Origin of the sequence: Stenotrophomonas sp. LST15-1-1.1, from assembly GCF_040815575.1 — a bacterium.
Classification (GTDB): Bacteria; Pseudomonadota; Gammaproteobacteria; order Xanthomonadales; family Xanthomonadaceae; genus Stenotrophomonas; species Stenotrophomonas lactitubi_B.
Genome location: NZ_JBFPNJ010000001.1, coordinates 950,285 through 970,349 on the forward strand (window position 1 = coordinate 950,285; position 20,065 = coordinate 970,349).

At 66.8% G+C, this 20,065-nt stretch carries 19 protein-coding genes and 1 pseudogene; 4 read left to right on the forward strand and 16 right to left on the reverse strand.

Annotated elements, in window-relative coordinates:
- Positions 1-450: 450 nt before the first annotated feature.
- From MRBLST15_RS04325 to MRBLST15_RS04340, 4 genes are all read right to left on the reverse strand, one after another.
- Positions 451-1,458, reverse strand: coding sequence for a phosphotransferase (locus MRBLST15_RS04325; protein ID WP_367785327.1), 1,008 nt, complete (start codon positions 1,456-1,458; stop codon positions 451-453).
- Between the two features lie 99 nt (positions 1,459-1,557).
- A complete protein-coding gene (locus MRBLST15_RS04330) occupies positions 1,558-2,592 on the reverse strand; it encodes a DUF418 domain-containing protein (protein ID WP_367785328.1) in 1,035 nt (344 codons plus the stop codon).
- Entirely contained in the window at positions 2,589-3,179 is a 591-nt protein-coding gene (locus tag MRBLST15_RS04335; protein WP_312704948.1) for a TetR/AcrR family transcriptional regulator, read from the reverse strand. Before MRBLST15_RS04335 ends, MRBLST15_RS04330 begins: the two co-directional genes overlap by 4 nt.
- Positions 3,180-3,326: 147 nt before the next feature.
- Positions 3,327-4,100 carry an APH(3')-II family aminoglycoside O-phosphotransferase gene (locus MRBLST15_RS04340; protein ID WP_414716146.1) on the reverse strand — a complete coding sequence of 258 codons (774 nt, stop codon included), beginning with the start codon at positions 4,098-4,100 and terminating at the stop codon, positions 3,327-3,329.
- Positions 4,101-4,337: 237 nt separating this feature from the next.
- Here MRBLST15_RS04340 and MRBLST15_RS04345 point away from each other — a divergent pair, with 237 nt between their 5' ends.
- A complete protein-coding gene (locus MRBLST15_RS04345) occupies positions 4,338-4,526 on the forward strand; it encodes a hypothetical protein (RefSeq protein WP_367785330.1) in 189 nt (62 codons plus the stop codon).
- A gap of 16 nt (positions 4,527-4,542) precedes the next feature.
- Here the strand turns inward: MRBLST15_RS04345 and MRBLST15_RS04350 are convergent, their stop codons facing one another.
- Positions 4,543-5,154, reverse strand: coding sequence for a TetR/AcrR family transcriptional regulator (locus MRBLST15_RS04350; protein ID WP_265953289.1), 612 nt, complete (start codon positions 5,152-5,154; stop codon positions 4,543-4,545).
- 103 nt (positions 5,155-5,257) lie between these two features.
- Here MRBLST15_RS04350 and MRBLST15_RS04355 point away from each other — a divergent pair, with 103 nt between their 5' ends.
- A complete protein-coding gene (locus MRBLST15_RS04355; protein WP_367785331.1) occupies positions 5,258-6,334 on the forward strand; it encodes an MBL fold metallo-hydrolase in 1,077 nt (358 codons plus the stop codon).
- A 21-nt stretch (positions 6,335-6,355) separates the two neighbouring features.
- On the opposite strand, the gene MRBLST15_RS04360 is transcribed toward MRBLST15_RS04355, so the two are convergent.
- Positions 6,356-6,856 (reverse strand): helix-turn-helix transcriptional regulator, encoded by a 501-nt coding sequence (locus tag MRBLST15_RS04360; RefSeq protein WP_367785532.1) that lies wholly within the window; start codon positions 6,854-6,856, stop codon positions 6,356-6,358.
- 33 nt (positions 6,857-6,889) lie between these two features.
- A pseudogene (locus tag MRBLST15_RS04365) lies at positions 6,890-7,132 on the reverse strand (hypothetical protein).
- A 306-nt stretch (positions 7,133-7,438) separates the two neighbouring features.
- Between MRBLST15_RS04365 and MRBLST15_RS04370 the strand changes: the two are divergent.
- Both MRBLST15_RS04370 and MRBLST15_RS04375 read left to right on the forward strand, forming a co-directional pair.
- Positions 7,439-10,561, forward strand: a complete 3,123-nt coding sequence (locus MRBLST15_RS04370) for a discoidin domain-containing protein (RefSeq protein WP_367785332.1) — start codon at positions 7,439-7,441, stop codon at positions 10,559-10,561.
- Positions 10,562-10,580: 19 nt separating this feature from the next.
- On the forward strand, positions 10,581-10,952 hold the full coding sequence (locus tag MRBLST15_RS04375) for an Imm1 family immunity protein (RefSeq protein WP_265953291.1): 372 nt from the start codon (positions 10,581-10,583) through the stop codon (positions 10,950-10,952).
- Positions 10,953-11,031: 79 nt separating this feature from the next.
- Here the strand turns inward: MRBLST15_RS04375 and MRBLST15_RS04380 are convergent, their stop codons facing one another.
- The 9 genes from MRBLST15_RS04380 to msuE all read right to left on the reverse strand — a co-directional run bounded on the left by MRBLST15_RS04380 (position 11,032) and on the right by msuE (position 20,037).
- Positions 11,032-12,006, reverse strand: a complete 975-nt coding sequence (locus MRBLST15_RS04380; RefSeq protein WP_265953292.1) for an ABC transporter substrate-binding protein — start codon at positions 12,004-12,006, stop codon at positions 11,032-11,034.
- An 18-nt stretch (positions 12,007-12,024) separates the two neighbouring features.
- Positions 12,025-13,767: an amino acid ABC transporter permease/ATP-binding protein gene (locus tag MRBLST15_RS04385; protein ID WP_367785333.1), complete on the reverse strand. Its 1,743-nt coding sequence runs from the start codon at positions 13,765-13,767 to the stop codon at positions 12,025-12,027.
- A complete protein-coding gene (locus MRBLST15_RS04390; RefSeq protein ID WP_265953293.1) occupies positions 13,764-14,324 on the reverse strand; it encodes a GNAT family N-acetyltransferase in 561 nt (186 codons plus the stop codon). Before MRBLST15_RS04390 ends, MRBLST15_RS04385 begins: the two co-directional genes overlap by 4 nt.
- Positions 14,321-15,541, reverse strand: coding sequence for a M20 aminoacylase family protein (locus tag MRBLST15_RS04395; RefSeq protein WP_367785334.1), 1,221 nt, complete (start codon positions 15,539-15,541; stop codon positions 14,321-14,323). The genes MRBLST15_RS04390 and MRBLST15_RS04395 overlap by 4 nt, the downstream gene beginning before the upstream one ends.
- A gap of 4 nt (positions 15,542-15,545) precedes the next feature.
- Positions 15,546-16,889, reverse strand: a complete 1,344-nt coding sequence (locus MRBLST15_RS04400) for an LLM class flavin-dependent oxidoreductase (protein WP_367785335.1) — start codon at positions 16,887-16,889, stop codon at positions 15,546-15,548.
- A gap of 16 nt (positions 16,890-16,905) precedes the next feature.
- Positions 16,906-17,883, reverse strand: coding sequence for an LLM class flavin-dependent oxidoreductase (locus tag MRBLST15_RS04405; protein ID WP_367785336.1), 978 nt, complete (start codon positions 17,881-17,883; stop codon positions 16,906-16,908).
- A 14-nt stretch (positions 17,884-17,897) separates the two neighbouring features.
- Positions 17,898-18,260 carry a DUF3088 family protein gene (locus MRBLST15_RS04410; protein WP_089240600.1) on the reverse strand — a complete coding sequence of 121 codons (363 nt, stop codon included), beginning with the start codon at positions 18,258-18,260 and terminating at the stop codon, positions 17,898-17,900.
- Between the two features lie 166 nt (positions 18,261-18,426).
- Complete coding sequence (locus MRBLST15_RS04415) at positions 18,427-19,452, reverse strand: LLM class flavin-dependent oxidoreductase (protein ID WP_367785337.1); 1,026 nt, start codon at positions 19,450-19,452, stop codon at positions 18,427-18,429.
- A gap of 3 nt (positions 19,453-19,455) precedes the next feature.
- Positions 19,456-20,037 carry an FMN reductase gene (msuE, locus tag MRBLST15_RS04420; RefSeq protein ID WP_367785338.1) on the reverse strand — a complete coding sequence of 194 codons (582 nt, stop codon included), beginning with the start codon at positions 20,035-20,037 and terminating at the stop codon, positions 19,456-19,458.
- Positions 20,038-20,065: the final 28 nt, after the last annotated feature.

Consider the following 20,065-nt stretch of genomic DNA (forward strand, 5'->3'; position numbering starts at 1 on the left):
CGGCATCCATGCCGCGGACACCCCGCAATCCGACACCACCCCACCTCTGACAGTTTCCAGGTGTCTGGTAGATCCACGCCATGCGTGGATGAATCTCCATCGAAATCGAATATTTCGACAATTGATCAAATGATCGAAGAGCATCCACGCATGGCGTGGATCTACGTGTCGACCAGGGTCGACACCCACCAATAGCAAGCCACGCCATCCAGACAGATTGCGGAAAACTGTCGAAGGCGGGGTGGGTCCGGTTGCGGGGGTGTCCGCGGCATGGATGCCGCGGCCAAGCCTACAGGGACGTATTTACGGCGTCCCCCGCAACCGGACCCACCCCGCCCTCCCACGGAATGCCCGCGGTTGCTGTTGCTTCGGCGGTTGCTGTTGCTTCGGCTGTCGCAGTTGCTTCGGCTCCGGCCTCTGCAGGTGCCGGGCGCAGCCCGGCCGCACCCCCTACAGCACCCGATACGCGCGCTCGGCCGCATCGAATACATTCCCCGGCGCGAACTGCTCGCCCAGGTAGTGCAGTGACTGCCGGTGCTGCTGCAGCGAGCGCTGCGCCGCGCCGGGGCCCAGCAGCATCTGCTCGAACTCGATCAGGTCCTGCAGGATGCGCCAGTGCCTGTACCACGCAATCCAGCGCGGATCGCCAAGGTCGCTGCCATACCCTTCGGCAAAGCCCAGCGGATGCTCACGCCCCCAACGGCCACCCACCGCAGCGCCAACAAACATCAGGTCGCGCTCACGCGGGGCCAGTGCCAGGCCGTCCCAGTCGATCAGATGCAGCGCATCGTCCTGCCCCATCAGCAGATTGCCGGCGTGCAGATCGGTGTGGCACAGACAAAGTGCGGGTGCTTCGTCCTGCAACGCACGACGCAGTGCTTCAGCACGCTGGTGAAGTTCGGCGATGCGCGGCCGCTGCTGCTGCCACAGCGCCAGGAACGCATTGCCGGATCGATCCTGCGCCTGCGCCAGCGTCGAAGGATCCTGCAACCACGCACCCACCGTATCGACCGCCGCGGTTTCAAGCCGCAGCGTCGGCAATGCCTGGCGCAGTGCCGGCGGAATCTCGGCCTCATGCAGGCGCCGCAGCACCTCGCCCAGCCGGCGCCATTGCGCACGGCTCAGCGGTGCCTCGAAGCCCGACTGCCCTTCGATATAGGGGAACAACGTGAACTGCAGGCCCCAGCGCTGCACCGAGGCACCGCCGGCCAATGCCGGCCAGGGCGCCACGATCTCTTCGATGCCCAATGTGCCACGCAGCCAGTGCAGGCTGTCCCAGACCGCTGGCGCAACCTGGAAGTTGCGACACTTCAACCACCAGTGGTCATGACGGGCGTCGATGCGGAACACGCACGCGTTGGCGTCGGCACCCACCGGACGCGGCACCACCGCCGTCGCGTTGATGTCGTAGGACTGCTGCAGGACCTCAACGATCTGCTGCGCCGAAGCGAATGACATGGAGGCAGGCGTGCTTTGGTGACGACACCTACTATCGCAGATGGCCCTGCATCCGCACAGGCTAACGGGTCACAACATCGGTGTCCTGCGACGAAATAACTAGCCGGCAACGCGTCGCATGACCGCTTCCAGCGGACCGCGCGCGAACTGCCACGACCACAACCAGGCTGCTGCAGTAGCCAGCATCACGAACAGCAACGCAGACATCAACACCCACGACAGGCTGGCGCTGCCATCCAGCAGACCGAGCGATTCCAGCACGCCCATGCCAATCAGGATGTGCGCGACGTACAGGCTCAGCGTCATCCGTCCGGCTGCGGTGAACGGCTCCAGCCAATCACCGGGATGCAGCCGCACCAGCCACAGGCACGCGGCGATCACTGCACATGCCGCGCCTGCGCCGGTCAGCAGATAGGCCGGGCCGGGCGGCATCGGCTGCGTCGCCAGCCACAGCTGCCAGGCCGTGCCGTGGCCCCATTGCTGCAACGCCTGGCCGGCGCCCATCAACAACAGACCGAGCAACAGCAGGGCGCGCTGCACCCGTGGCTGCGACAGCGGCAGCCGCGCCAGCAGCATGCCCAGCAGGAAGAAGCACAGCCACGGCAGCACGGGATGGAAACCGTTGAACAACAGGTTGCGCATCGCACCCGGCCATTGCCATAGACCTTCGTAAGCCAGCGTCTGCCAGTTCCATCCCTGGCTGTAGTCCCAGCGCAGCAGGGCCCAGAACGAGACCATCGCCAAGGCGGCCATGCTGCCCAGCAGAACACGGGGCGACGCGCGCAGCCACAGCACCGCCACCGCGAAGTACACCGCGTAGTAGTGCAGGATATCGGCGGGAAACACGGTCAGGTTCAGCAGGCCGAGTACGGCCAGGAACACGGCCCGTCGCCAGGTCTGCATGCTCGCCTGCCACCACGCTTGCCGCTGCGTGGCCAACACCAACCCCACCCCGGCCAGCGTCACGAAGGTGGCCGAGGCTTTGCCTTCCAGCAGATGGAAGAATCCAGCAAGCAGCCCGCCACCGTCGGCCTCGACGGCCATCGCCAGACGGAAGTTGACCAGCACCATGCCGGCCAGCGCGAGATAGCGCGCGAGGTCCAGCCCATGCAATCGTCGATCGTCACTGCTCACGAACGGCCTCCGAGCAGCGCCGCCAGCAAGCCAGGATCAAGCACGTCGGCAGCCGCAGCGCGCGCCTCACCCAACCCCTGCCGCAGCGCATCGCTTTCGATCGCATCCAGCACTACCTGCGCCTGCAGCGCCGCCGGCAGCGCAGGACGGCGGCGCTCGCGCCGTGCGACCTGCTGCAGGGCCTCGGCCAGACCGCGCTGCAACAGCGCGCGGTTGCCTGCGAATGCCGCCGCCACCGCCGGAGTGCGCGCACTCTCGGCCAGCACTTCCACGCTCAGCAGCGCCCATTCCGGCTGCCGGCACAAGGCGTGGTAGTCCTGCAGGAACCCCTGCACCTGCGCACGTTCGCCATTGCAGTCCGTCAACCGTTGCAACAGGGGCTGCAGTTCATCCTGTTCGGCTTCGGCCGTAGCCAGGATCAGCGCCTGCTTGCCGGGAAAGTGGTTGTAGAGATTGCCCAGGCTCACCCCGGCCGCCTGCGCGATGTCGCGCATGCTGGTCTGGTGGAAGCCCTTGGACAGGAAGCACTGCAGGGCAGCCTGCAGGATCTGCGCGGCACGCTGTTCGTTGCGGTCGGTACGGTTCATGCGGCAAACGATGAACGAACGTTCGTCCATTTGACAGGCCATCCAAAGCCTCCGGCCAGTCGCCGTTCAGGCCGCCGAGCTTGACCTCAACCGCAGTTGAGGGCCGATCCTGCCGCGCCCCGCAGCGCTTGTGGACCTGGCATGCCCCTAGAAGAATTCGTCCAGCAGCCGGTAGAACGCCAGTCGATCTTCATCGGCACGCATGCCATAACGGGCCAGCAGTGGTGCGACCCAACGGGTGTCGCCGTAGTTGTGGACCAGGCTGCGTGCGGCCAACGCCAGGTCCTGGCAACGATCAGCCACGCCCAGCCGCCCACAATCGATGAAGCCGCTGAAGCGGCCGTCGGCCGCCAGCAGATTCGGCAGGCACGCATCGCCGTGCGTCACCACCAGATCCTCATCCGCCGGACGGGTTGCCAGCAGTTCGGCATAGACCTGCTCCGCGCTCTGCCCAAGGCGTTCATCGTCGAAATCATCCGCATCGACCTGCCCCGCCGCCACGCGCGCGGCCACCGCAGGCAAGCGCGATGCGAGGCGATGATCGAACGGACACGCGGCGACTGGCAGCGCATGCAGATCGCGCAGCGCGTCGGCCAGCAGCACGACCACCTCGGCGGGTTCCAGCGTCGGCGACGATGCCAGGTCATGGCCGGGCAACGCGCTCATCAGCAGCCAGCGGCGACCGCCCTCCTCCGCCGTATCCAGCACCGTTGGCACCGGCTGTCCCTGTGCCCGCAGCCAGCGCAGACGAAGGATTTCGCCATCCAGCTCGCTGAAGGCATCGATCACTTCCGATTTCAGGAACGCGTCCGGCGACCCCAGACGTCGCACCCGCGCTACATCCGCGCGCGACACGCCGATGCTCTGCATCTCGATCTCTGCATCGCGCAGCGCGCTGCACCACTGCGACGGCAAGGGCATGACACCGCCACCGCTCGATCCTGCTTCCATCTCCATCGCTCCGGGCCAGGTCACACCCTGGATTCTCTCCGAAGCGGACACCTCACAGCAAAGAACATCGCATGAAACTCATGGTCATCGGCGCCAGCAAAGGCCTCGGCCGCGCCTTCGTGGAAGGCCTCTGCCAGCCCGGCGATACCGTCATCGGCGTGTCGCGTACACGCCCCACGCAGTTGGACTGCGGCCAGGGCAGGCGAGATGCTGCAGGTGCTGCCGCCGGCCTCGGTGGGCACGCGCCAGCTGGCGGTGGATCTGATCGACACCACGCTGGAGGCCACCGGTAGTAAATGCTCCAGTGACCCGCGCACTCCCGCCGAGATGCGCGTCCATGCCGATGCGGTGGCCGACATGTTCTGCGCCTACCTCCGGCATCTGGGCGCGCACTGATCGCGCAGCCCGGGCTCTACACCGCGTAGAAACCGAGGAACATCGCCACCGCCGACTCCGCAACGCGCGTGCGTTCCTTCGGCGCCAGCGGTGCCTGACCCATCGTCACCTGCGGCCAGAACGCGAAGCTCTTCACCAGGCCCTGCAGCTGGTGGCCGGCGAATTCCGGATCGACCTCGCGCAGCCGCCCATCGGCAATCGCCGCCCGGATCCACGCGCTGACGCCACTCTCCTTCTCGCCCATGCGGCAGACGATCGCCTGCGCACGCTCGGGCGAGTGGATGATCTCGGCCATCGCTACCCGCGCCAGATCGATGAAGTTGGCATCGCCCAGCAGGTCCAGTTTCTGCCGCAGCAGTTGCAGCAACTGCACGTCCAGCGGCTGGTCGGCCCGGTACGGCAGCTCGACGCTGGCCACGCTGCTGTGCCACAGCTCTTCAAGGATCAGCGCGAACAGTTCTTCCTTGCTCGGGAAGTGGTTGTAGACGGTGCGCTTGGAGACGCCCGCCACCGCCGCGATGCGATCCATGCTGGTCGCCTCGTAGCCGGCCGACCGGAACTCCTCCACCGCCGCGCGGACGATGGCCTCGCGTTTGCGGTCGGTAAGGCGTTGCGGGGAACGGGACATGGCGGGACCAGATAGCTGAACGAACACACCCATTTTACACCCGACAGTGTACTTTCCGGAAATCGGAAACTACACTGTGCAGTGTACCCTGCGGACGTCACCCATGAAGCGCCTGCTCCTTGTCCTCCTGCTCGGAATCCTCGCCGTGACCGCCTATACCTTCTGCAAATCCTGGTCCCTCCCCGACTTCCCAGATTCGCCGCAGTACCGCGAAGGCAAATTCCGCAACGCCCTGCCGAAGCCGGCGATGGGCCTGCGCGATGGCCTGGAGATCTGGTGGACCTTCCTGTTCAACAAGCCCAAGGGCACCGTGCCCAACCACCCCATTCCGGTGCAGACGCTGGACCGCGCCACGCTGGACGCAGCGCCTGACCGCAGCCTGTTCCGGCTGGGCCATTCGACGATCCTGCTGAAGCTGCGCGGCCAGTACTGGCTGACCGATCCGGTGTTCTCCGAACGCGCCTCACCGGTGCAATGGATGGGCCCGGCGCGCTTCCATGCACCGCCGATCAGCATCGACGAACTGCCGCCGATTGCCGGCGTCATCCTCTCGCACAACCACTATGACCACCTCGACCACGCGGCCGTGATGAAGCTGGCCGGCAAGACCGCGCGCTTCATCGCGCCGCTGGGCGTGGGCGACCAGCTGATTGCCTGGGGCGTGGATGCGGCCAAGGTCGAACAGCTGGACTGGTGGCAGTCCACCGAAGCCGCTGGGCTGCGCCTGACCGCCACGCCGGGCCAGCACTTCTCAGGCCGCGGCCTGGGTGACAGCGATCGCAGCCTGTGGGCCTCGTGGGTGATCCAGGACGGCGACTTCCGCATCTTCTTCAGCGGCGATACCGGCTACTTCGATGGCTTCAAGGCCATCGGCGAGAAATACGGTCCGTTCGACCTGACGATGATCGAAACCGGCGCCTATGATCAGCGCTGGGCGTTCGTGCACATGCAGCCCGAGCAGACCCTGCAGGCGCACCTGGACCTGCGCGGCAAGTGGCTGCTGCCGATCCACAACGGCACCTTCGACCTGGCCCTGCACGAATGGCAGCAGCCGTTCGAACGCATCAGCGCATTGGCTGCGGCAAAGAACGTGACGGTAGCCACGCCGATGATGGGCGAGGCACTGGACATGCAGGCACCGACCGCGGGAACGCGCTGGTGGGAGCGGGTGGAACTGTAACGGTCTGTCGCGCAGCGACCCTCAGCCGGGATGGCTAACCAGCCGTTCCTGCTCCTTCGCCACATTGATCTGAAGCGCCGCAGCAGCGAGCTCCGCCAGCTCGCTGCTGACCTTCTGGCTGCCGCGCGCCTGCATCCACGAAAGAATATCGGCCAGGTGCCAGATCGACGCGCTGCCCTCGTGCACCGGTGCCGGAAACGTCTGCGGGTGCGCGAGCAGCAACTTGCGCATGTTCTGCCGTGACATGCCCAGCAGATCAGCAACGTCCGTCAGCCCTACCAGATCGGGACTGACTTCGATCAGCTCTGCACCGGGTACGGCACGCTGGACGTCTGCCAGCGCGGAAAGCACGGCCTCCCGCGCACTGGCCGCTTGGCGGCAGAATTCAAGCGCCAACCTGCCCGGCCTGCCAATGCCCAGCAGCGCATCATCACAGCCGGCATCGGCAAGGCGTTGCTCAAGCAAGCCAGCGTCGGTACCTGAATCCGGCAGACGATATTTGAGAATGAAGGTGAATTCCATCATCGACGTGTCCTTGGGAGGATGCCGGGTGCGTCATCGCTCACGGCTGCAGTTCTCGACAGCGCGACACAAGGCTCGCGCATGGTTCAAGGCATTCCGGGGCGTGCTCCATATGCTCACCACTCAGAATTCGCCACATCGGCAGTCCTTGTCGTTGTAGGGACAGTACATTCGTCCCCAAGCATGACTGCCGCCGATCCGCAGCCTCCATCCACGCGATTCGGCGAAACGGAGAGCCGCTTCAATGTCTTTGTCTGGATGGCGCGAACGGGGCATTCCTTTCCCTCGAACTCTGGATGTGATTGCACAGGTTGTCACGTGACAACCTGCAATGGGTGAGCTTGGTCGCTTCGACCCTACAGCCTCTCCGCCCGGGTTCCAGAGCCATCCCCGTCAGGGCATACACGCAGCGTGCACCGCGATCGGGCGCATCGCTGGTTGCGCGAGCGGATCTGTGCGCATTCATGACACGTCGGGCTGGAGCATGTCCGGGAAATATTGCGACGCGTCATGTAACCGGTTACATCCCTTGCTAGCGTAGGCCCGCCCGTTCCCGGGCCCTGCTGATGTGAGGCCTTCGCAATGACGTTGTGCGCTGACCGCTGGACCGCTCCCCGCCTGCCGAACCGGCGCCTTGCCGCGGCCCTGCTGCTGCCGACCCTCGCACTGGCTGCAGCGGTAAGCTCGCAGAACCTGCCGCCTCGTGCGCAATGGCAGGCCAGCGCGTCTTCGCAGCAGGTTCCGGCGATGGCGATCAGCCACCTGATCGACAACGATCCGAAGACGGTGACCGGCGGTGCGTTCAGCCCGGGACACTGGTTCCAGATCGATCTCGGCAAACCGGCGATGCTGGCCGGTACCCGCCTCACCTGGGATGTCTCCAATCCCGAAGGCTATTCACTGCAGACCTCGCTCGACGGCAAGCAGTGGCAGACGGCCTATGTCATGGCCGATTCGCTGGGCGGCATCGAGACGCTGTACTTCGCGCCGCGCCAGGCCCGCTACCTGCGCCTGGCCAGCCCGCAGCGCACCTCCGACTGGGGCGTCTCCATCTTCGAGATGGAACCGCTGGACGCTGCACTTGCAGCACGGGTGACCGGGCTGGATGACAACCGATCCGCTGCGCTGTGGCAGGGCGGTGGCACGGTTGCCATCCCCGCTGGCAAGGGCGGCATCCACACGCTCGACATCACCCTGCCCCGTGCGCAGCCCAGCACCGGGCTGGCGGTGGACTGGGCCAACGTGCACGGCGCTGCACGCCTGCAGGCACAGGATGCGAAGGGCCGCTGGCACGACCTGGCACGCGATGCGCAGGCGGCGACCCGGCAGCAGAGCTGGCTGGCGGCCGACGCCCCGCTCGACCTGCAGGCACTGCGGCTGACCGTGGAAGGCGATGCACCGCAGGTCAAGCGCATCCGCCTGCTCGGCCCAAAGGCGGTGATGACGCCGATGAAGCGCTACCAGATCGCCGCCAGCGGCGCGCAGCGCGCCTTGTTCCCCGCGTCGCTGCACATGCAGCAGACCTACTGGACCGCGGTGGGCGTGCACGCCGGCCGGCAGAAATCGATCTTCGATGAGTACGGCAACATCGAGGCCTACAAGGGCGCACCGCTGGTGCAGCCGATCTGGCGCAGTGCCGATGGCCGCGCGGCGGGTGCCGCCGAAAACCCCGTGCAGCACGCGCTTCGCGATGGCTGGAAGCCGATGCCTTCAGCCACGTGGTCACCGCAACCGGGGCTGGAGCTGCGCAGCGAGGCGTTCGCCATCGAGCGCGACGGGCAACCGGTCACCTTCGTGCGCCATCGCCTGCGCAACACCGGCAGCACAGCGATCGAAGGCACGCTGACCCTCGCGGTGCGACCAATGCAGATGAACCCGCCGTGGCAGAACGGCGGGCTGTCGCCGATCCGCGAAGTGGCCGTTGCAGGCAACGCCGTGAGCGTCAATGGCCGCACGCTGCTGCAGTCACTCACCGCGGTGGATGCCGCCGGCGCCGCGCCCTTCGGCAACGAAGGCGACACCGAGATCACGTCGGCCATCGCGAGCGGGCAACTGCCTGCCGCACAACAGGCAAGCGACGCCGCAGGCCTGGCAGCGGCGGCGTTGAGCTATCGCGTCCGCCTGGCACCCGGTGCCAGCGATGCAGTGGTGGTGGCCTTCCCGCTCGGTACCGCCACCGCCGATGCCAATGGCGTGCTGCCACAAGCGCCGGAACTCGACCTCGCCTCGCTGCCGCGCGACGGCGACAAGGCTTTCGACGCGCTGGCCAGCCGCGCCTCCGCCGATTGGCAGGCACGCCTGGGCCAGGTCGGCCTGCGCCTGCCCGACCCTTCACTGGTGGACATGCTGCGCGCGCAGGCCGCGTACATGTTGATCAACCAGACCGGCCCGGCGATGCAGCCCGGCCCACGCAACTACAACCGCTCCTTCATCCGCGACGGCATGGCCACCTCGGCGGTGCTGCTGCGCATGGGCGAAGCCAAGGTGGCACGCGACTACCTGGCCTGGTACAGCGAACATGGCGTGCATGCCAATGGCCTGGTGTCGCCGATCCTCAACGATGATGGCAGCGTCAATACCGGCTTCGGCTCGGACATCGAGTACGACAGCCAAGGCCAGTACGTCACCCTGGTGGCCGACGTCGCTCGGCTGGATGGCGGCCCCGAAAGCGTGCGCACCTATCTGCCCAAGGTGAAGGCCGCGCTGCGCTTCCTGCAGGAACTGCGCGAACGCACGCTGGTGCCGGGCTATATGGCCGACCAGCCCGTACCGGAGCGCTTCGCCGGCATTCTGGCGCCTTCGATCAGCCACGAGGGCTACCCCTCGCCCACCCACAGCTACTGGGACGACTACTGGGGTCTGAAGGGCTGGCATGACGGCGCGTGGCTGGCCGAATCACTGGGCGACCCCGAAACCGCGAAGTGGGCGCGCGAACAGTACAAGGCGTTGTATGACGCCCTGCATGCCTCGATCCGCGCAACGATGGCATGGAAGGGCATCGACTTCATTCCCTCGTCGGCCGACCTCGGCGACGGCGACCCGACCGGTGTGTCGATCGCACTCGACCCGACCGGTGCGCAGAGCGTGCTGCCCGCCGACGCCCTGCGCACCACCTTCGCCCGCTACCTGGACGATGTGCGCAAGCGCAACCAGCCCGGTGCGCTGTATGCCTACACGCCGTATGAAATCCGCAACGTGCTGAGCTACGTGCACCTGGGTCAGCCTGAAGCGGCCGACGAACTGCTGCAGGGCCTGCTGCACGATCGCAGGCCCCTGGAATGGCAGGTGCTGGCCGAGGTCGTGCATTCGCGGCTGCGTTTCCCGCGCTACCTCGGCGACATGCCGCACACCTGGATCGGCGCCGAATACGGCCGCACCCTGTTCGGCATGCTGATGCGCGAAGACGATGACGCGCTGTCGCTGCTGCCGGGTACGCCGCCTTCCTGGGTGGCCGGTGAAGGACTGGCCGTGGACCGCCTGCCCACTGCCTATGGCACCCTGCAGATGCAGGCGCACCAACGCGATGGAACGCTGCAGGTCTCGCTCGGCAAGGGACTGCGCAAGGGCACGCCGGTACGTGTGTGGTGGCCGAGCCGCACCCTGCCGAAGGACGTGCGCGTCGATGGGCGATCGGTACAGAACTTCGACAAGGACGGGGTGCTGCTCGATGGCCCGTTCCGTATGCTTGAGGCACGCTGGCAGTGACGCCCCTGCAGGAACCGAAGTGATCGAACTTCTACTCAATGGCGGCCCGGTTGCCGCCACCACCGACGAACAACTGGCCAGTGCACTGGCGCTGGCCGCATCCATGCCCCAGTTCGAGCTGTGGGCATCGGTGCCCGATGGGCCTACGCTGTGCATGCTGCGCAATGCGGAGCACGCGTGGCTGATGTACCTGCGCGAGCCCGGCGATGACGGCTTCCATTCCTGCGGAAACGAACATCGCGCGGGCAACGCCTATTTCCGTCTCGACAACGGCCAGGTGGATGGCTATCCGCTGGCGTGGTGCATCGACCTCGAGGCGTGCTTTGCTGCAATCAGTTTCTTTCACAGCAATGCAGGCGCCCGTCCGGAACACATCGAGTGGCAGTCCTGACCCCGGTAGAAGCCGAACTTGGTCGGCACGCCCCGCCTCGCATTCCGGTGGGTGCCAACCGTTGGTTGGCACGCCTGCTTCAAAACCCCGGCAACCCCGGCGGATTGGTCTGCGACTGCGGCACCGCCTCTTCGGCTACGTTCCAGCGCGCCAACACCTTCGCGTAGGTGCCGCTGCTTATCTGCGTGTTCAGCGCCTGGGTCACCGCATCGGCCAGGCCACTGCCCTTGCGGGTGGTCACCGAGATCGCCGCCGCATCCGGCCAGCCGCCCGGGAACAGGCCAACCCGGCGCACCTTGCCATCGCGTGCCGAATAGGCGCCGGTGGCATTCGGCTCGAACGACACATCCGCGCGACCGGTGATGACCGCCAGCCGCCCGATCACCGCGTCATCGAAGTACTGGTATTCCACCGGTTTCAGGCCCGCGGCGATGTTCTGCTTGTCCCATTGGCGCAGGATCTGGTCCTGGTTGGTGCTGGCCCCCACCACCACTTTCAGCCCGGCCACGTCGGCGGGCGTGGCGATCTTCTGGATCGGCCCATCGGTGCGGGTATAGATGCCCAGCAGGTCGAAACGGTAGCTGGAGAAATCGAACTTCTTCTTGCGCTCTTCAGTGACCGTCACGTTCGACAGCACCGCATCGTACTTGCCCGATTCCAGCCCCAGCGGCCAGTCGGCCCAGGCCACCGGCACCACCACCAGCTTCAGGCCGAGGCCATCGGCGATCAATCGTGCGATATCGGGCTCCACGCCCACCACGTCCTTGCTGTTGGCACCGTAGTCGGCCAACGGCAGCTGGCCGGGATGAGTAGCGATGGTGAAGGCACCCGGCGTGACGAAACGGTAACCGGCAGGAATCAGCGCCTGCGCCTTCGGATCGGGCGTGCCCTTCAGTATCTCCGCGTTGCTGGCTGCCAGCGATGTCGCCGCAACAGGCACGCCATCGGGGCCCTGGCGTACGCGCGAGTAGACGATGCCGGCGATGCCGATGACCAGCACACCGACGATCAACAGGGTGCTGCGTGCGGGACGTCGCTGCGATGCTGGGCTCATGGGGTTTCTCGAAAGGGGTTACAGGGTCTTGGCCAGGAAATCGGCGGTGCGTTGCTGGCGCGGGTGTTCAAACAGCGCGTCCGGCGTGCCCTGCTCGATCACCCGGCCCTGGTCCATCATCACCACGTGGTCGGCCACACGGCGGGCGAAGCCCAGTTCGTGGGTGACGATCACCAGCGTGGTGCCGGAACTGGCCAGCTCCTCGATCACGCTCAGCACCTCGGACACCAGCTCCGGGTCCAGCGCGGAGGTCGGCTCATCGAACAGCAGCACCTTCGGCTGCAGCGCCAGCGCGCGGGCGATGGCCACGCGCTGCTGCTGGCCACCGGACAGCTGGCGCGGGAAGGCATCGGCCTTGTCGGCCAACCCCACCCGCTCCAGCAGCGTGCGCGCCTGCTGCTCGGCTTGGGCGCGCGATATGCCGCGTACCGCGATGGGCGCTTCGATGATGTTCTCCAGCGCGGTCATGTGCGGGAACAGGTTGAAGCCCTGGAACACCATGCCGACTTCCGCGCGGCGACGGCGGATCTCGCCTTCCGGCAGCTCGTACAGGGTGTCGCCGTCGCGGCGGTAACCGATCAGCTGGCCGCCCACGGTGACGAAGCCACTGTCAGCGCGTTCAAGATGATTGATCAGCCGCAACAGCGTGGACTTGCCGGCACCGGACGGACCGATCAGCACGGTCACGCTGCCCGCCTTCAGTTCCAGGTTCACGTCATCCAGCACCGTCTGCTCGCCGAAGGCCTTGCCCACCCCCTGCAATGAAACCGCGGCGCCCGTGCCCGCCTCGATCGGCACGGCAAAGGCCGCGCGGCTGGGTATGCGTGCGCTGGCCGGCGCTACGGGACGCGGCGGCGTCGACGGTACCCGCGACACGTTGCGCTCATGCTGCAGCTGGCCACGCGCGAAACGCTGCTCCACCCGCCGTTGCAGCAGCGACAGCACCGTCAGGATCACCAGGTACCAGACCGTGGCCACCATCAGCAGCGGCACCACCTCCAGGTTGCGGCGGTAGATCACCTGCACGGTATAGAACAGCTCCGGCAGCGCCAGCACGTAGACCACCGAGGTGCTCTTGGCCAGACCGATCACATCGTTGAACGCCGCCGGCAGAATCGAACGCATCGCCTGCGGCAGGATGATGCGGCGCACCTGCCGACCGCGCGGCAGGCCCAACGCGGCGGCCGCTTCGTACTGGCCGTGGTCGACCGACAGGATGCCGCCACGGATCACTTCCGCCGAGAACGCCGCCTGGTTCAAGGTGAGGCCGAGTACCGCCGCAGTGAACACGCCGATCAACTGCGTGGTCGGGTACGAGAACAGGCTGATGCCGGTAAACGGCACGCCCAGTTCGATGGTGCTGTACAGGTAGCCCAGGTTGTTCAGCAGCAGCAACAGCACCAGCAGCGGAATCGAACGGAACAGCCACACGTATCCCCACGACACCGCCGACAGCAGCGGTGAACCGGAGACGCGGGCCAGGGCCAGCAGGGTGCCCAGCGCGAAGCCGAGGCCGGTACCGAGCGCGGTCAGCAGCAAGGTCCGTCCCAACCCTTCCAGTACCGGGCGGACAAAGAACCATTCGGCAAACGTGCCCCAGCCCCAGCGCGGGTTGCCCAGCACCGACTGCAGCCCGATCAGGATCAGCGCTAGTGCCAGCACCGTCCCGATCACCTGCAGCGGGTGCCGCGCCGGCACGATTTTCAGCGCCGTGGCCGGCTGGCGGGGAATGCCCTCGATAGCGGTGGACGGCGTGCTCATGCCACCGCTCCGTGCAGTGCGATATCGGGCGCGATGCCCACCTGCGGCTGCGGCACCAGCTGTTTTTCGAACGGCAGATGCGCGATGGTTTCCGGGTCTGCATCCAGGTCGAACAGCGCGGTGTAGCCGTGGCTGAGGTACAGGCCGACTGCCTCCGGCTGGCGAAAGCCGGTGGTCAGGAACACGCGTCGATAGCCCTGCCGCGCAGCCTGATCTTCCAGTTCCTGCAGCACGCGACGGGCGATGCCTTGCCGGCGCAGACCAGGCAGCGTCCAGATCCGCTTGAACTCGGCGGTATCGTCATCGCGATGTGGCATGAACGCGCCGCCGGAGATTGCCACACCGTCGCGCAGCAGCAGCACGAATGCACCCACCGGGGCCGCGAACGCTTCTGCCGGGTAGCGCTGCAGCTCTTCGCGGGCGCTGCCACCAATCCGACGACGCACGTCCGCGTAGCGGTTGTCGTATTCCTGTTCCAGGCCGTCAAACAGCGGCCGCGCCAACGGGTCATCCACCGCGGTGTACAGGAAGCGATCGTTGTCGTACCGCACGCTCATGCCACGTCCTCCACCAGGTAGTGCTCGGCCAGGCGCGCCCACAGGCTGGCCGCGGGGGCGATGGCCGCATCGTTGAACACATAGCGCGGGCTGTGCAGCGGCGCGCTGTCGCCGTTGCCGACGAACACGAAACTGCCCGGCCGCGCCTGCAGCAGGAAGGCGAAGTCCTCGCTGGCGGTACGCGGTGCGAAGGCCTCCACCACCTGCCCGGCGCCGAAGCCCTGCACCGCCACCTCGCGGATGTACGCCGTCTGCTCCGGATGATTGATCACGCTGGGGAAGCCGCGCGGGAATTCGATCTCGGCACGCGCACCAAACGCGGCGGCGGTCTGTTCGGCAATGTCGGTGACCCGTCGGCGCAGGGTATCGCGCACCTGCGGCAGGTACGCACGCACGGTCAGCTTCAGCTCGACCACATCGGGAATCACGTTGGCGGCCTGCCCACCATGGATCGAACCCACGGTGACCACGCCCATCTGTCGCGGGTCGACATTGCGCGACACCACGCTCTGCAGCGCGGTGATGATGTGTGCAGCGGCCAGGATCGGGTCGACGCTGCCCTGCGGCTCGGCGCCGTGGCCACCCTTGCCGATCACCCGCAGCCGCGCCCAGTCCACCGAGGCCATCGCCGGTCCGTCGACGAAGCCGAAGTGACCCACCGGCACGCCCGGCCAGTTGTGCAGGCCATAGATGGCATCAACCGGGAAGCGTTCGAACAGGCCATCGGCGATCATCTTCGAAGCACCTGACCCGGTTTCCTCGGCCGGCTGGAACACCAACTGCAACGTGCCATCGAATCGGCCGTGGTGTGCCAGGTAGTGGGCGGCCGAGAGCAGGATGGCGGTGTGGCCATCGTGGCCGCAGGCGTGCATCAGGCCCTCGCGCTGACTGGCATAAGCCAGCCCGGATTCTTCATGGATCGGCAGCGCATCGATGTCGGCGCGCAGGCCCAACCGGCGACTGCCCTGCCCGCGCTGCAACGTACCGACCACGCCGGTGCCACCGATGCCGGTACTGACCGCGTAGCCCCATTGCTGCAGCAGTTCCGCCACGCGGGCACTGGTGCGGTGCTCTTCGAAGGCCAGTTCCGGGTGCTGGTGCAGGTCATGGCGGATCGCGATGGCCTCGTCGGCACGTGCCGCGATCTCGGGCAGTACGCCCGTTGCCGGCGAACTCCGCCGGGCATGGCCCGGCGCTACCGAGGTATCTCCGCTCATCGCCTTATCCCACCTTCCGCGCCGGCTCGGCGTCGGGCGCATAGCGGCTCGCCTTGCGTGGCAGGCCCAGGTGGTCGCGCAGGGTCTGTCCTTCCAGCTCGCTGCGGTGGTAACCGCGTGCTTCCAGCAGCGGCAGCACCAGCGTTACGAAATCATCCAGGCCTTCGCGCTGCGCCGCGAAGCCGAGAATGAAGCCATCGCTGGCACCGGCGTCGAACCAGCGGATCAGTTCGTCGGCCACATGCTCCGGCGTACCAATGAAGTTCGGCCGCGGGCTGACCGCCTGCAGTGCCACCTGGCGCAGGCTCAGGCCCTGCTCACGCGCGTCCTGCTTGATGCGGTCGGTGGTGGAGCGGAAGGAATTGGCACCGATATCGCCCAGCTCCGGGAACGGCGCGTCAGGGTCGTACTGGCTGAAGTCGTGGTGGTCGAAGAATCGGCCGAGATACGCCAATGCATCGTCCAGCCCCGCCAGCGCGGCAATTGCCTGGTACTTGGCTTCGGCTTCTTCCGCCGTGCGACCAACGATCGGGCCGATGCCCGGGAAGATCTTGACGTCACCGGCGCTGCGGCCATGGGCTATCGCCGAGTTCTTCACCTTCTGGGTGAACGCACGGGTCTCCTCCAGCGACGGCGCGTGGGTGAACACCGCATCGGCGTACTTGCCTGCCAGCGCAATGCCATCGTCGGACGAACCGGCCTGGAAGATCACCGGCTGCCCCTGCGGCGAGCGCTGGATGTTGAGCGGACCTTCCACCTGGAAGAAGCGGCCCTTGTGGTCGAGGCGCCGGAACTTCTCCGGCGCAAAGAACGTGCCGCTGTCGCGGTCGCGCACGAACGCATCGTCATCCCACGAATCCCAGAGGCCCTGCACCACCTCAAGGTACTCATCGGCAATCTGGTAACGCAGTGCGTGTTCGGGATGCGGGCGGCCGTAGTTACGGCCCGAGCCTTCCAGCGGCGAGGTCACCACGTTCCAACCGGCACGGCCACCACTGAGCAGGTCCAGCGACGCAAACTGGCGGGCCACGGTGAACGGATCGCTGTACGAGGTGGAAAGCGTGCCGGCCAGACCGATCTTCTTCGTTGCCGTCGCCAGTGCCGACAGCAGCGAGATCGGCTCGAAGCGGTTGAGGAAATGCGGGATCGACTTCTCGTTGATGTACAGCCCGTCAGCGACGAAGCCGAAGGCGATGCCGTTGTCCTCGGCGGTACGCGCGATATCGATGTAGTAGCCCAGGTTGACGCTGGCATCGGGCGCGTTGGACGGATGCTTCCAGGCATGCATGTGGCTGCCGGGGCCCTGCAGCATGATGCCGAACGGGATGGGACGCGGGGTCGTGCTCATGGGGTCGCTCCAGCAGTCAGGCCACCGCCGCGCGGGGAGCGGGCGACAGCAGTTCAAGGGACGTCAGGCGTGCGTCGAGGTCGGCCACCGGCGCGTCGAGGATGAATTCACCCACGCCGAAGCGTCGATGCAGCGCATCCAGCTCGCTGCGTACGTGCTGCGCGTCGCCAGAGAGCACGCTGGGGCGTGTTTCTTCGACGCGGAAATCAGTGACACCCACCTGCCGTGCGTACTCGGCAGCGGCCTCGGGGCTGGGCAGGTTCACCGTCTGTCCCGGGCCCAGGTGCAGCTTGTAGACGCGCAGCGCGCCGATATGGCGCGCAGCGGCCTCGCTGGTGGGCGCGGCGAAGGCTACGGTCGCCAGCAGCGGGGCGTGCGTGGACACCGCGTGATACGCCTCGAAGGCGGCCTCAATGTGCTTCGGGTCACCGTCGAAATGTGCGGCATACACGAAGCGCCAGCCCAGTTCGGCCGCCTGCTGCGCGCTCTGCGGGCTCGCGCCAAGCAGGAAGCGCTCCGGCGCCGTCTGTGGAATCGGCCGCGCCTGCGCATTCGCCTGCGCATTGGACAGATAGCCTTCCAGGTCGCGCAGCTGCTGGTCGAAATCGGCGAATGCCGGGCGACCGGCAGCCAATGCGGCAGTCGATGCCGGCAGACCGCCCGGTGCCTTGCCCACGCCCAGATCCACGCGACCCGGCGCCAGTGCGGCCAGCAGATTGAAGTTCTCGGCCACCTTGTACGGTGCGTAGTGGCGCAGCATCACCCCGCCACTGCCGATGCGGATGCGCCGGGTCTGCGCCAGCACCCACGCCGCCAGCACTTCCGGTGCCGGGCTGGCCAGGGTCGGCGCCGCGTGGTGCTCGGCAAACCAGTAACGGTGATAGCCCAGCTGCTCGGCGCGCTGCGCCAGTTGCAGGCTGTTGCGCAACGCCTGTTCCGGCGTGCTGCCGTCGGCCACCGGGCTCTTGTCCAACACGCTGGTGAGGTAGCTCATCGTCACGTCCTCGCTCAGGGATGGGCCACGGGAATGCCCAGCAGGCCGTTCAGTGCTGCCAGGATCGGTTCGGCACCGGAGATGTACTGGCGCTGCTGGTACTCACCACTGGCGTGCTCATTAACCACGCCCTGCGGCAGCACCAGCTTCGGCAGCGACTGGTCCTGCTCGCCGATCTCGGCGATCACCTCGCGGCGCGGCCGGCTGAAGCCGATGCGGCGCACATCCAGCTGCGCGTCCAGGCCGTCGATGCTCGACAGCGCACCTTCCAGCAGCAGGCTGTGCCGGCAGAAGAAGCGTTGTCCGGGCAACTGGCCGTCCTCGAACTCGCGGTCCAGCAGGAACAGGATGGGTTTGTGGGTTGCGTCTACAGCCACGGAATCGTCCTCGTAGGGGCCGGCAATGCACTGCCGCTTCGATATCGATGCTAGAGAAGGAAGGCCGGATGCCAGCGCCAGAACTCGACAATCCACGGTCGGATCCGGCCATGCAGATGCAGGTTGGCAATAAGCAGACTGCCGGCCGTTATGGACGTTCGCGGCGTCAGACCGCCTGTGCAGGCGCGCGCCAGCCCAGTGCCGGCGCGATGTCCTCGATCACCGTGGTGAGGATGCGCCGGTAGTCCTGCTCGGGCAGCTCATAGGGCAGCTCCACGCGAAGCTCGTCCACGTGCTGCAGCAGCGGATCGGCCTGCAACCGCGCGATGATCTGCGCCGTGCTGCCGACCACGTCGGGCGCGAACATGGTGCGGCGTGGCCCTTGCGGCGCCAGGGTGCGCGCATGCCGTTGCGCACTGAAGGCGTCGATCCGCTGGCGCGTGGCCGCATCCACACCTTCGGTGGGCACCAGCACCCGCCCTACCGCCACGCGGCGCGGGCTGCCCAACGGCAATGCTGCGCGATAGGCCTGCAGGTGCTGCAGCTGCGCGACGAAGAAGTCATCACTCAGCTCGGCGCGGTTGACGTTGCCCAGCAGCAGATGCAGCCCCTGCTCACCCGCCGAACGCGCCGACTGCAGAGAGCCAGCGCCATACCAGACCCGGTCCACCAGCCCCGGCGCATGCGGCTGCAGTCGCGGACGATAGCGCGTGGCCGCATTGCCGACTTCAGCATCGGCGGCACCCAACGGCTCACCCCGCAGCGCTTCCAGCAACCGCGCCACCCGGCGATGGGAAAAGTCGATGCGCGCAGGGTCGCTGTCGTACAGCAGTGGCCCAACCAGTTCCCCATGTGGCGGCGCGCCGGTACTGACGCCCACCTGCAGCCGGCCACCGGCCAGCGCGTCCAGCAACGACAGATCCTCGGCCAGACGGAACGGTGTTTCGTAGCCCAGCTGGATGACCGCACTGCCCAGCTCGATGCGCGTGGTGTGTTGGCTGGCCGCCGCCAGGAACACCGCTGCCGAGCTGATGCCCGGTTCCAGGTGGCGGTGGCGCACCCACGCGCCGTCATAGCCCAGCTGTTCGGCAAACGCGATCAAGGCCAGCGTCGCGTCCAGGCCCGCGCGTGGTTGTTCCGGCAGATAGCTTCCGGGCGTGAGGAACGCCAGGTGCCGCAGCTGCACCGCCACGTCCTAGGCGATCCTGCGCAGCGGCGCCGGCAGCGCCGCCGCCAGTGGCGCCACGTGTCCCGCTGCACGCTCGGCTGCCAGCTGGATGCGCGCCTGCAGTGCAGCACTGTTGATGCGGTCGCCGTCGAAGTCGGCCGGCGTGGCATACACCCCGATCGGCAACGTATGCGCCTGCAGGAAGCTGAAAAGCGGCCGCAGCTGATGGTCGATCACCAGCGCGTGGCGCTCGCTGCCACCGGTCGCGGCCAGCAGCACCGGCGTATCCACCAGCGCGTCCAGCGCGATGAAGTCGATCAGGTGCTTGAACAGGCCCGGATAGGACCCGCGATACACCGGCGTGGCCGCTACCAGCAGCTGCGCCGATTCAATCGTGGCCAGCGCGCGCTCCACCTGCGGCTCCACTTCACTACGCTGCAGCGCCTGCCCCAGCGAGCGCGCGATCAGCGCCAGCTCGACCAGCTCCACGCTGATGTTGACCCGCTCGCGCAGCTCTTCCAGCAGATGCCGCACCAGCAGCAACGTGCGCGAGTTGGCCGATGCCGTCGGCGAACCAATCAACGCAACCACATTCAATGCAGATGACATGAAACGCTCCCATGTAGCGCCGAGCCAC

Excerpts from the sequence above, each read along its gene's own strand:
- MRBLST15_RS04325 (WP_367785327.1), bottom strand. The coding sequence starts at position 1,458 with ATGTCATTCGCTTCGGCGCAGCAGATCGTTGAGGTCCTGCAGCAGTCC.
- MRBLST15_RS04335 (WP_312704948.1), bottom strand. The coding sequence starts at position 3,179 with ATGAACCGTACCGACCGCAACGAACAGCGTGCCGCGCAGATCCTGCAG.
- MRBLST15_RS04340 (WP_414716146.1), bottom strand. The coding sequence starts at position 4,100 with ATGCCCTTGCCGTCGCAGTGGTGCAGCGCGCTGCGCGATGCAGAGATC.
- MRBLST15_RS04345 (WP_367785330.1), top strand. The coding sequence starts at position 4,338 with ATGCTGCAGGTGCTGCCGCCGGCCTCGGTGGGCACGCGCCAGCTGGCG.
- MRBLST15_RS04350 (WP_265953289.1), bottom strand. The coding sequence starts at position 5,154 with ATGTCCCGTTCCCCGCAACGCCTTACCGACCGCAAACGCGAGGCCATC.
- MRBLST15_RS04355 (WP_367785331.1), top strand. The coding sequence starts at position 5,258 with ATGAAGCGCCTGCTCCTTGTCCTCCTGCTCGGAATCCTCGCCGTGACC.
- MRBLST15_RS04360 (WP_367785532.1), bottom strand. The coding sequence starts at position 6,856 with ATGGAATTCACCTTCATTCTCAAATATCGTCTGCCGGATTCAGGTACC.
- MRBLST15_RS04370 (WP_367785332.1), top strand. The coding sequence starts at position 7,439 with ATGACGTTGTGCGCTGACCGCTGGACCGCTCCCCGCCTGCCGAACCGG.
- MRBLST15_RS04380 (WP_265953292.1), bottom strand. The coding sequence starts at position 12,006 with ATGAGCCCAGCATCGCAGCGACGTCCCGCACGCAGCACCCTGTTGATC.
- MRBLST15_RS04385 (WP_367785333.1), bottom strand. The coding sequence starts at position 13,767 with ATGAGCACGCCGTCCACCGCTATCGAGGGCATTCCCCGCCAGCCGGCC.
- MRBLST15_RS04390 (WP_265953293.1), bottom strand. The coding sequence starts at position 14,324 with ATGAGCGTGCGGTACGACAACGATCGCTTCCTGTACACCGCGGTGGAT.
- MRBLST15_RS04395 (WP_367785334.1), bottom strand. The coding sequence starts at position 15,541 with ATGAGCGGAGATACCTCGGTAGCGCCGGGCCATGCCCGGCGGAGTTCG.
- MRBLST15_RS04400 (WP_367785335.1), bottom strand. The coding sequence starts at position 16,889 with ATGAGCACGACCCCGCGTCCCATCCCGTTCGGCATCATGCTGCAGGGC.
- MRBLST15_RS04405 (WP_367785336.1), bottom strand. The coding sequence starts at position 17,883 with ATGAGCTACCTCACCAGCGTGTTGGACAAGAGCCCGGTGGCCGACGGC.
- msuE (WP_367785338.1), bottom strand. The coding sequence starts at position 20,037 with ATGTCATCTGCATTGAATGTGGTTGCGTTGATTGGTTCGCCGACGGCA.